This window comes from Acinetobacter sp. YH12040, from assembly GCF_013420005.1.
In the GTDB taxonomy this organism is placed as follows: Bacteria; Pseudomonadota; Gammaproteobacteria; order Pseudomonadales; family Moraxellaceae; genus Acinetobacter; species Acinetobacter amyesii.
Genome location: NZ_VOZB01000002.1, coordinates 213,378 through 224,020, shown reverse-complemented (window position 1 = coordinate 224,020; position 10,643 = coordinate 213,378). Strand labels below are relative to the sequence as shown.

7 protein-coding genes are annotated in these 10,643 nt (G+C 37.3%); 2 read left to right on the top strand and 5 right to left on the bottom strand.

Going from position 1 to position 10,643, the window contains the following annotated elements; translation table 11 throughout:
• Positions 1 to 156: 156 nt before the first annotated feature.
• The gene (locus tag FTT99_RS03290; RefSeq protein ID WP_180132154.1) at positions 157 to 399 is read right to left on the bottom strand and encodes a transposase; all 243 of its coding nucleotides are present in this window, start codon (positions 397 to 399) and stop codon (positions 157 to 159) included.
• 118 nt (positions 400 to 517) lie between these two features.
• On the opposite strand from FTT99_RS03290, the gene FTT99_RS03285 reads away from it, so the two are divergent.
• The gene (locus FTT99_RS03285) at positions 518 to 754 is read left to right on the top strand and encodes a helix-turn-helix domain-containing protein (protein WP_180132155.1); all 237 of its coding nucleotides are present in this window, start codon (positions 518 to 520) and stop codon (positions 752 to 754) included.
• 41 nt (positions 755 to 795) lie between these two features.
• Here the strand turns inward: FTT99_RS03285 and FTT99_RS03280 are convergent, their stop codons facing one another.
• The 4 genes from FTT99_RS03280 to FTT99_RS03265 form a co-directional block, all read right to left on the bottom strand.
• Entirely contained in the window at positions 796 to 4,053 is a 3,258-nt protein-coding gene (locus FTT99_RS03280; protein WP_180161220.1) for a P-loop NTPase fold protein, read from the bottom strand.
• Between the two features lie 168 nt (positions 4,054 to 4,221).
• The gene (locus FTT99_RS03275; protein WP_078191110.1) at positions 4,222 to 5,505 is read right to left on the bottom strand and encodes a ribonucleotide-diphosphate reductase subunit beta; all 1,284 of its coding nucleotides are present in this window, start codon (positions 5,503 to 5,505) and stop codon (positions 4,222 to 4,224) included.
• Positions 5,506 to 5,619: 114 nt separating this feature from the next.
• Complete coding sequence (locus FTT99_RS03270) at positions 5,620 to 5,856, bottom strand: CRISPR-associated protein Cas2 (protein ID WP_180055543.1); 237 nt, start codon at positions 5,854 to 5,856, stop codon at positions 5,620 to 5,622.
• 623 nt (positions 5,857 to 6,479) lie between these two features.
• On the bottom strand, positions 6,480 to 9,311 hold the full coding sequence (locus FTT99_RS03265) for a ribonucleoside-diphosphate reductase subunit alpha (RefSeq protein ID WP_180129990.1): 2,832 nt from the start codon (positions 9,309 to 9,311) through the stop codon (positions 6,480 to 6,482).
• 588 nt (positions 9,312 to 9,899) lie between these two features.
• Here FTT99_RS03265 and bfmR point away from each other — a divergent pair.
• Complete coding sequence (bfmR, locus tag FTT99_RS03260; protein WP_067764711.1) at positions 9,900 to 10,616, top strand: response regulator transcription factor BfmR; 717 nt, start codon at positions 9,900 to 9,902, stop codon at positions 10,614 to 10,616.
• Positions 10,617 to 10,643: the final 27 nt, after the last annotated feature.

The window sequence follows — 10,643 nt, the reverse complement described above, 5'->3', positions numbered from 1 at the left end:
TTTGATTCCTTTAGCAAATTCTGCTGCAAGGTCTTTTAGTTTTTGTTCGTTCATCATGTTGCCTGACTCCGTTGTGAATATGAACATAGCAAATTCAGGCAATTACACAATTTAATTTACAGTCTCAATATACATGCGAGATTTGATGAATACATATTACATTTCTAGGCGCTTAGACAGTCTTTCTTCAGCATACATTTGTTTGAGAGCCAAATTTTCTTGTTCCAATTTGTCTAAGCGAATCAGAATTTGCTCATTAATATCTATGTAACTTGCCTTCCAGCGGTAGAAAGTTGCGACACTGATTTTGTACTCTTCGCAAATTTGTTCGACAGTTACACCTGCTAAATTCTTTTTAACAATGCTGTTGATTTTGGCTATAGAAAATTTTTGCTTCACAGTGCATTCCTAGACTATCGTTCAAATATTATCCAAAAGAAAAAATTCAGTAAACAGATAGTGTTAAATTAAAAATATCCTATTTTGGGATATTTTTAATTGTAACTGATATTGAGCCATGCGCTCAATACACGATCCTAGGTATCAAGACCTAATTAAGAAACTTATAGAACTGCGTGAGTCTAAAAATGTAACTCAGGTGGAACTTGCACGTCGTTTGAATAAGCCTCAATCGTATGTTTCCAAAGTTGAAATCTTAGAGCGAAGACTTGATGTGATTGAATTAATGGATTGGTTAAAGGTTTTGGATACTGATATTACAGTTCTTATTACTTCTTTTATGTTTGAAAATTAAGGACTTAGATTTATCCTCTAAGCCCTTTATATATTTAAAGATTATTTATAGATCTCATAAAGTTTATTTAGTGCTTTTGTTTCTGCAGAATCTTCTTCAGATTTGAGTTCTTCTATTTTTGCGATCACCCTTGAAATGAGACTTTCGGATTTATTCTGAGGTTTACTAGGATTTTTAGTCAGTAACCAATAAATCCGACTCCATTGATTGTTATCCAACCATAACTTAATTTTTTCAGATATATATTCAGGAGGAATTAAAGATAAATCTTGCCAATATGTTTGTAGATATTGGAATCCATCATCATCAATATAGTCTTTAGGTTGTTGGAAATATTCATTACATATTTTACTAATATTATTTTCTTTATCTAAAAGGTATTCTGAAATTTTATCAGTGTGTTTCCAAACCTCTTTCTGATTCGTATCACCATTTTCAATAGTTTCTGATAGCCATAGGAAGAAAGCTTCACTAAATTTGTAATCAAGCTGGATTGGATAGTTAAAGAGCTGGAGAAGCTTTTTATCTTCATTTAAATCTTTCTCCCAAACCTCTTTGCCAATATTTTTGGTAAGCTCAATAACTTTGTTTTGTGTATGCTCATCTCCATGTTCTAAAAATAAACATGAACATTTACTATAATCCAATGGGTTATCCTTGTAGATGCTTTGTATTTCAGTATCAAATCCACCCATTGAGCATATTTTATTAATGACATCTGATATCTGCTGATCATTTTGAAGATGCGAGTTATATTCATCAACAAAGAGGGCAGTCTCAGATTCTGTGCCAAACAGTTGTTCATGCTCACTTGATTTAATTATCTCAAGAGCTAGAAGATTTTCTTTATTGCGAGCAATTCTTGAAACAAGATCAAGTTTGTTGTATTTAGCTAAAAATTGAATAGTATGTGAAATTTTTTCTGGAGAAGATGTCTTCCAATAATCTTTTATATCTTGCCTTACAAATTGACTCTGAGTCTGAATTTCTTCAGTAAAAAGCAGTGCAACTAGAAAATATAAAGAAGAATTATCTACTGCTTTCTCTGTGCCTATCGTTTGTTTTAGTTGTGGATTAGTTTTTAATGATTCCGTTAGCTCTTTAAAAGAAAAATTGGAAAGAAGTGCAAATGTTAATTCATAAAGTTCATCAATATCCTTTATTCTTTGGTTATAAGTTGTACTAAAGAGCGCTACTATTTTCTCTGCCACACCATTCCAATTTGTTTTTGTTCTTACATATGGAATTGTTTCGATAAGTAGTCTTACATCTTCAGATTTTATTTGAGTCAAATTAGTTAAGGCGTTGACGCTCCAAGAAGCAAATTCATTTAAGTTAGGAGTAATTTCAAAGAATTTAATATTGTGACTTATAGTAAGAGCTAACCATTTTGTCCATTGCTCTTTGTTTAAAGATTGATAACTTAATATAGGGAAGGTACCACCTAAATTACCAACCGTATCAATCAGTGTTCTTAATTCTGTTAAAGGGTCTGAGTTTTTAATGGCTTCAGGTTTTGCTATGACTTGAATACATAGTTGTCTAATACTAGTTGTTAGCCATTTTATATCGGTATCTTTTTTTCCTAAGAGAGAAATTAGAGTATTTAATGTTTCACCGTATTTCCAAGCTTCATTTAACTCCCAATCGCTAGATTTGATTCTTTTCCATTGTTCCAAGATAGCTTCCATGTATTGAAAAATTTGTTGATCATGAATAGTAAACTCAGCACATATGTAATTTGTAAAATGATTTAATTTACCTGATTCAAATGTATTATTTCTTTCAAGAAAAATTTCCCAATTTGTAGACCATGTAAGCCAAAAAACTGTTTTGTGTTCATCAGCAAGATTTCGAAGGCTGTTAGGGGATAACTCATCTAAAGTACTGATGATAATTTCTTTTAATAAAAGCTCTGCACCCTTTTCTTTTTCAACTCCAAATAATAAACCAGCCAACTCATACATTAAAACTGTATCTTTGCTAAAAGATAACGTAACACTATTATTTTCAACTAGAAATTTTTTTAGTTCAGTACCACTGTATTGCAGATGTAAAAAAGAATATAACGCAATAGCTTTAGTTGAAAATTTCTCTTTCCATCTAAACCCATTAACACCAACTTGATTAACCCAAGCTCTCATTTTTCGTGGTGTAGGTGTACTTTCTTTAACTGCAACGATCCTACTATATTCATTTAATAGTGCATCTTTGCTATCTTGTGACCAACCTATTAATGATTGATTAATGCTTTGACGGCAATACCCAAGCCAATTAGAGGTAATTGGTTGAGGTACCTCTACACGTACTTGAAAGCATTTGTCCAAAAAGGATGCTGCTGTCTCTGCTTTATCTTTATCCCAGATCGCTGAGAAACCATCTCTATCATAAGGCACAATAAACCAAATTTTGTTTTGCTGGCTATCCCCTATATTTGATAGTGAGCGGTTTTGGAAAAAAGTTTGAAGAGTTGACCAGATACTTTTTGCTTGGTCTGCATCGACACGATCCAAGTTGTCTATAACAATAAGGGCTTTGGTGTAGTTATTTGACTTAAAAGAAATTTCTAAAATTTGTTGAAAGTAATTTTGAAACTCTATCGATGTTCTTTCGCCTTGCTCAGAGATATCTTGGGTGTAGTTTTCGGTGGATTCGGTTCTAAAGAAATCCCAATTTCTTTTATTTGTAAGAGGGTCAAGATCTCCTTTTTTAGACCAATACATAAGTACCCATACTGGACTAAATAAGAAAATTAAAGATAAAGGAAAAAAGATTAAGAAGGTCCAGTAAATTGGGTTTGCTGAGTCAAAACTTAATTTATCGAAATTTAGCTTGTTAAAAAAAGCAATCCCCGCTGGTACTGCAAATGCACAAACAGATAATAATTTCCCTAATCTAGATGCAGATTTTTTAGCACTAACCTCTACTGTCTTTTTCCTGCCATTTAATTGTTTTTGTAATTCTTGTAGATCACTATTCTTTGATTCAGGGTCAATTGTTTGAATAAGGCTTTCTAAAAAAATTCTTCGAAGAGGATCGTCTTCATGAGCCCAAGCATCAAATAAAAAGAATAAAGTAGCTTCATTATGATCAATTAAATTTTGACGAAACATATTTATTACAGTTGATTTTCCTGCTCCCCAAGAGCCTTCTAAACCAATAGTTATATTTCCACTAGAAGAGTTAATGACTTGGTATAAAGTCGCTGCTGAATGTTGATGTGTCTTGTACTCAAATAAATCTTCAATAGCCGCATCATCATTTAAAATTTTGAATTCGAAAGTTTGCGCTTCTTGCACTTTTTATTACCCCTCTATCTTTCATTTATGAGTATTAATCGAAAATTAGTATAAAAGTTTTGCTTTAATTTATGATCATATAAAAGAAACCGCCATGAATGGCGGTTTTCTCAATGACAACTTATGTGTCGCAAATGACAACTTATGTGTCGCGTGACGATTTATCAATTACCAGCTTAACGCACCACCAGTTTGGTAATCCGTTACGCGAGTTTCAAAGAAGTTCTTCTCTTTACGTAAGTCCATCATTTCTGACATCCACTGGAATGGGTTATTCACACCAGCAAATTGTTCAGGCAAGCCCAATTGGCTCAAACGACGGTTACAGATGAACTTCAAGTATTCTTCCATCATGCCTGCATTCATACCCAATACACCGCGTGGCATAGTGTCACGAGCATATTCGATTTCAAGCATAGTACCTTCAAGAATCATTTGAATGATTTCTTCTTGGAACTCAGCAGTCCATAGGTGAGGGTTTTCGATCTTGATTTGGTTGATCATGTCGATACCAAAGTTCAAGTGCATAGATTCATCACGTAAGATGTATTGGAATTGCTCAGCAACACCATTCATCTTGTTACGACGACCCATAGACAAGATTTGGCTGAAACCACAGTAGAAGAAGATACCTTCAAGTACGCAGTAGAACGCGATCAAGTTGCGAAGCAAGATTTGGTCGTTTTCAGGTGTACCTGTTTTGAACGTAGGATCACTTAAAGATTGTGTATATTTCAGACCCCAAGCTGCTTTACGAGCCACTGAAGGAATTTCACGGTACATGTTGAAGACTTCGCCTTCGTCCATACCTAAAGATTCGATACAGTATTGGTAAGCGTGCGTGTGAATCGCTTCTTCAAATGATTGACGTAAGATGTACTGACGGCATTCAGGGTTAGTAATGTGACGGTAGATTGCAAGAACCAAGTTGTTCGCAACCAATGAATCCGCAGTCGAGAAGAAACCTAAAGAACGCATAACAATGGTACGCTCATCTTCGGTTAAGCCATTTTCAGACTTCCAAAGTGCGATGTCATGGTTCATGTTCACTTCTTGCGGCATCCAGTGGTTTGCACAACCGTCTAGATATTTTTGCCAAGCCCATTCGTATTTGAATGGTACAAGTTGGTTTAAGTCAGCGCGGCAGTTGATCATCGCTTTATCGTCAACTTGAACACGCTGAGCACCCATTTCTAGCTCTTCTAAGCCAGGTGCAACGTCTAGATTTTCTAGAGCGTTAGATGCTCTTGCCAACGGATCGGTTGGATCTGTTGGTCGATTTGTACTGGTTCGAGCGGGTTGTGCAGCTGCCAAATTCGGCGATGAGTGCTGTGCATTAGATACCACTTGCGAATCAGTCGTTTTTTGCGGTTCGACGGGCGCAGGCTGGTGAGCTTGTGCAGCTTGTTTCGGTTCATCATCTTCGAAATCGTCCCAACTTAGGATAGACATGGGATTCTCCTCACTTTATTTAAAAAGCAATGAACCCCACTGAAATAGAGAAGAGATTATAAACCTCTCTCTATTTCAAAACCATTTATTGTGAACAATAAATGGTCGGGGTATTTACTCCTTTAAAATGTTTAATAAATTTTGGTCAATTGGGAAAACCGCAAAACGGTCATCTTGATCAACGCAATGCCTAAAATCATTTATGATTTCATCAGAAGATTTAGTTGTATTTAGCAACCAAATCGACTGTTGTAATCGAGTGTGTTCATATTGTCCAAGAGTTTGGTAAATTCTTGAATAATTTGAACTTGGTTTGTTTTTAAGATCGTAGCTTAAGCACCATTGGCTCATAAAAATCTCCTGTAACTTTGTTAATGATTAACTGTAGTTTGATACTCATTTTTAAAACTCCTAAAAACATAGGTTTAGTTTAAAAGTGATAATTAACAGTTGACTCAAAGCCCAAAGTGAACGAAGATTTCGTTACTTTCTTAGACGAAAGCTTTCAGTCAACCGTATTCTCGGTTATCTGAGATTTATGGAGGGGATACGCCAATATCCCCAACATTTTCCCCAAATCCTTTCTAAATCTCCAATTACTTTCTATCTTTCATAATCTTTGATCTAGGTTTGATTGTGTATTTCTACATTATCAAAAGAAGTAATTCTGTCTATAAAACTACTTATTTTGATTACGCGATTTATATGCCTTAAACCAGAAATAGGCGATCGGGACATAAAAAGTCAAAATAAAGGAAACCACCAAAGCAATAAGCCCTAACTGATAGTTATGCGTCATATGTGGCATGGAGTTTTCCTTTAAGATCTGTGATTTTGGCAAAAATCTATGGGTTGAACAAAAGCCTCTAATGCAGAGGCAAATGTTCTAGCATATTTTTATCCTTTGATTGCTACTACAATTAGTAGTAGTAAAATCATGAATATTATTAGCTCACCCATAGAAACTTTTTGCATTATTGACAAGCCTCACAATCAGGGTTGTCAATTGAACATGCCATTGGCACTGGAGCTGCTTGACTAAAACCTTCTTCTTCAGCAGCAACTTCAGCTTTAGGCTCTTCTTTCGCAACAGCTGTTACAGGTGCTGCAACAGTAGCAGGCTTAACTGCGTTCAATGCGCCAGTGTTAATGGTTGATTTCTCAGCAGAAGTCGCACCCAATGCACGTAGGTAGTAAGTGGTTTTTAGACCACGTAACCATGCCATTTTGTACGTCATATCAAGTTTCTTACCGTTTGCACCAGAGATGTAAAGGTTAAGAGACTGAGCTTGGTCGATCCATTTTTGACGACGTGATGCAGCATCAACAATCCAACGTGGCTCAACTTCGAACGCAGTCGCGAAGATTGCTTTAAGCTCTTCAGGAATACGTGCAATTTTTTGAACCGAACCTTCGAAGTGTTTCAGGTCGTTGACCATTACAGAATCCCAAAGACCGCGATCTTTTAACGCACGTACTAGGTACGGGTTGATCACTGTGAATTCACCAGAAAGGTTAGATTTCACATACAAGTTTTGGAAAGTTGGTTCGATTGACTGTGATACGCCACAAATGTTCGAAATGGTTGCAGTCGGTGCAATTGCCATCACGTTTGAGTTGCGCATACCGTCTTTTTGAACTTTAGTACGTAAAGTATCCCAGTCCAAACGTGTTGTACGGTCAACTTCGAACATACGGTCAGGACGAGCTTTTTGTACGATATCTAAAGAGTCAATTGGCAAGATACCTTGATCCCAAAGTGAACCTTTAAATGTCTCGTAAGTACCACGTTCAACTGCCAAGTCGCTAGATGTTTGAATCGCGTAGTAAGAAATCACTTCCATAGATTCATCAGCGAACTCAACCGCAGCATCAGAACCATAAGCCAATTTCATTTCGTATAAAGCATCTTGGAAGCCCATGATACCCATACCCACTGGACGGTGTTTTAAGTTCGAGTTACGAGCTTGAGGAACAGCGTAGTAGTTGATGTCAATCACGTTGTCGAGCATACGAACAGCAGTTTTAACTGTACGAGCAAGCTTTTCACGATCTAACACACCGCCTTGCACGTGTTGTACAAGGTTAATTGAACCTAAGTTACATACTGCGATTTCATCTTCGTTCGTGTTCAGCGTAATTTCTGTACACAAGTTAGAAGAGTGAACTACACCAACGTGTTGTTGTGGTGAACGTAAGTTACATACGTCTTTGAATGTGATCCAAGGGTGACCAGTTTCAAACAACATAGACAACATTTTGCGCCATAAGTCTTTCGCACGGACTTTCTTATGTAGCATGTTGGTTTCTTTTGCAATGCCTTCGTAGTAAGCATAGCGTTCAGCAAATTCTGCACCTGTTAGGTCATGCAAATCAGGTGTTTCAGATGGTGTGAACAGAGTCCATTCAGCATCTTCGAATACACGTTGCATAAACAAATCTGGAACCCAGTTCGCTGTGTTCATGTCGTGTGTACGACGACGGTCATCACCCGTGTTCTTACGAAGTTCTAGGAATTCTTCGATGTCCAAGTGCCAAGTTTCAAGATATGCACATACTGCACCTTTACGTTTACCACCTTGGTTGACTGCAACAGCAGTATCGTTGGCAACTTTAAGGAACGGTACAACACCTTGTGACTTACCATTTGTACCTTTGATGTACGAGTTAAGCGCACGAACTGGTGTCCAGTCATTACCTAAACCACCCGCCCATTTAGACAACATTGCGTTATCACGCATTGCGCCATAAATGTTGTAAAGGTCATCTGAAATCGTTGTTAAGTAACAGCTAGATAACTGTGGACGTAAAGTACCAGAGTTAAATAGAGTAGGCGTAGACGCCATGTAATCGAAGCTAGACAATAAGTTATAGAATTCGATTGCACGTTCTTCACGATTTTCTTCGTTCAATGAAAGACCCATTGAAACACGCATGAAGAATAATTGTGGTAATTCGAAACGTACACCATCTGAGTGGATGAAGTAACGATCGAATAACGTTTGTAAACCTAAATATGTAAATTGGTTTGAACGCTCTGGCTGAATCGCTGCAGCAAGTTTTGCTAAATCAAAGTTTAACAATTCAGGTGAAAGAAGGTCTAATTCAATCCCTTTTTTCAAGAAAGTTTCTAGTGCATCGCCTTCAGCGGTATCTACAGGTAAACCTAAGAACTCTAACCCTGTAGCAACAAGGTCGTTACGCAATAAACGCGCAGTCACGTATGTATAGTTTGGTTCTTGTTCGATACGTGTACGAGTTGCCATCATCATGGTCGTTGAGATGTCTGACTCTTTTACGCCGTTATAAAGGTTTTTTACAGTCTCATCGATAATCGCTCGAACATCGATGCCTTCTAAACCTTCAGCTGCTTTAACAATATTTGCCTCAAGTGCGCCAAGATCAAGCGGTTTAAGCTGACCGTTTGAACCTGTCACTTGTAAAGTAGGGTGGTGGTGAGCACCAGTTTGTTTACGAGCTTCGGCACGTTGTTCGCGGTAAATCACGTAAGAGCGAGCAACTTTTTGCTCACCTGTACGCATAAGCGCAAGTTCAACCTGATCCTGAATTTCTTCAATATGAATGGTACCGCCAGAAGGTAAACGACGGTTAAAGGTATTCAATACCATCTCAGTTAATTGAGAGATACGGTCATGAATACGGCTGGAGTCAGCGCTTTGCTGGCCTTCAACGGCCAAGAACGCTTTACCAATCGCCACAGAGATTTTTTCTGCATCAAAAGGTGCAACGTCACCGGTGCGTTTAATCACCTGAATTTGACCAGGGGTTGAATTCGTTACGCTCATGCTAGCATAGCTCCATTTGTCATCTATTTTTATGTTAGGACCGTTTGAACTGGGCAATTTTTATGCCACAGTGTTTGAGGTTTAAACACAAGACCTAGTGGTTTAAAAATTTATTGAACACAAGATACGGGAAAATTCAGGGTATATCAATATTGACATTTTACTAAATGCTTTGAACTTTTCTGGCAGAAATCCATCTCAAAAAATCCCTATTTTTTATCTTTGTTATATATGCCTTATCCGACAAGGGCATAGCATAGCAAAGTCGAAAAAGAGTGCTTATAGATAACATTGTGGATAACTTCAGAAAGCCTAAAAAGTTGTGAATTAATCAGTCAGTTTTTATTCGATGAAAATGTATCCAAATTTATAATTGTTGGTATTGTGAGCAATAGGTCATGGAAATGATTGGTAAATACGGCTGCAAAAATGTAGCAGGTTAAAATTTATTACAAAATACGATATTGATGTATCAGTTTGGTGAATGCCATCTTGTTTACAATGTAAACGTGTGTATATTGCAAACTATGTTTAAGCGTATCTATCGGATTTCAAATAGGATACGCCCAATCAAATAAGGGGCAATCAATGAGCCAAGAAGAAAAGTTACCTAAAATTTTAATTGTTGAAGACGATGAGCGTCTTGCTCGTTTAACTCAAGAATACTTAATCCGTAACGGACTTGAAGTTGGGGTAGAACCAGACGGTAATCGTGCGATTCGCCGTATTATCGCTGAACAACCAGATATGGTATTACTCGACGTGATGCTTCCGGGTGCAGATGGTTTAACCATTTGTCGTGAAGTTCGCCCACACTACCATCAACCAATTTTAATGTTGACTGCACGTACCGAAGACATGGACCAAGTGTTGGGTCTAGAAATGGGTGCAGATGACTATGTTGCAAAACCTGTTCAACCTCGCGTTTTACTTGCGCGTATTCGTGCATTATTACGTCGTACAGACAAAGCACCAGAAGATGAGGTTGCACAGCGCATCGAATTTGATGATCTTGTAATTGATAATGGTGGTCGTTCTGTCACACTTAATAATGAGTTGGTTGACTTTACCAGTGCAGAATATGACCTTTTATGGTTGTTGGCATCTAATGCGGGTCGCATTCTTTCTCGTGAAGATATTTTTGAGCGTCTGCGTGGTATTGAATACGATGGTCAAGACCGTTCAATTGACGTGCGTATCTCGCGAATTCGTCCAAAAATTGGTGATGATCCAGAAAACCCGAAACGCATTAAGACCGTACGTAGTAAAGGTTATTTATTCGTAAAAGAAACCAACGGCATTTAATGTAAAATACCGTCCCTTAGTTTGGCA

Bases quoted from the DNA above. Each gene is read 5' to 3' on its own strand.
- FTT99_RS03285 (WP_180132155.1), top strand. From the start codon at position 518: ATGCGCTCAATACACGATCCTAGGTATCAAGACCTAATTAAGAAACTT.
- FTT99_RS03275 (WP_078191110.1), bottom strand. From the start codon at position 5,505: ATGTCTATCCTAAGTTGGGACGATTTCGAAGATGATGAACCGAAACAA.
- FTT99_RS03270 (WP_180055543.1), bottom strand. From the start codon at position 5,856: ATGAGCCAATGGTGCTTAAGCTACGATCTTAAAAACAAACCAAGTTCA.
- FTT99_RS03265 (WP_180129990.1), bottom strand. From the start codon at position 9,311: ATGAGCGTAACGAATTCAACCCCTGGTCAAATTCAGGTGATTAAACGC.
- bfmR (WP_067764711.1), top strand. From the start codon at position 9,900: ATGAGCCAAGAAGAAAAGTTACCTAAAATTTTAATTGTTGAAGACGAT.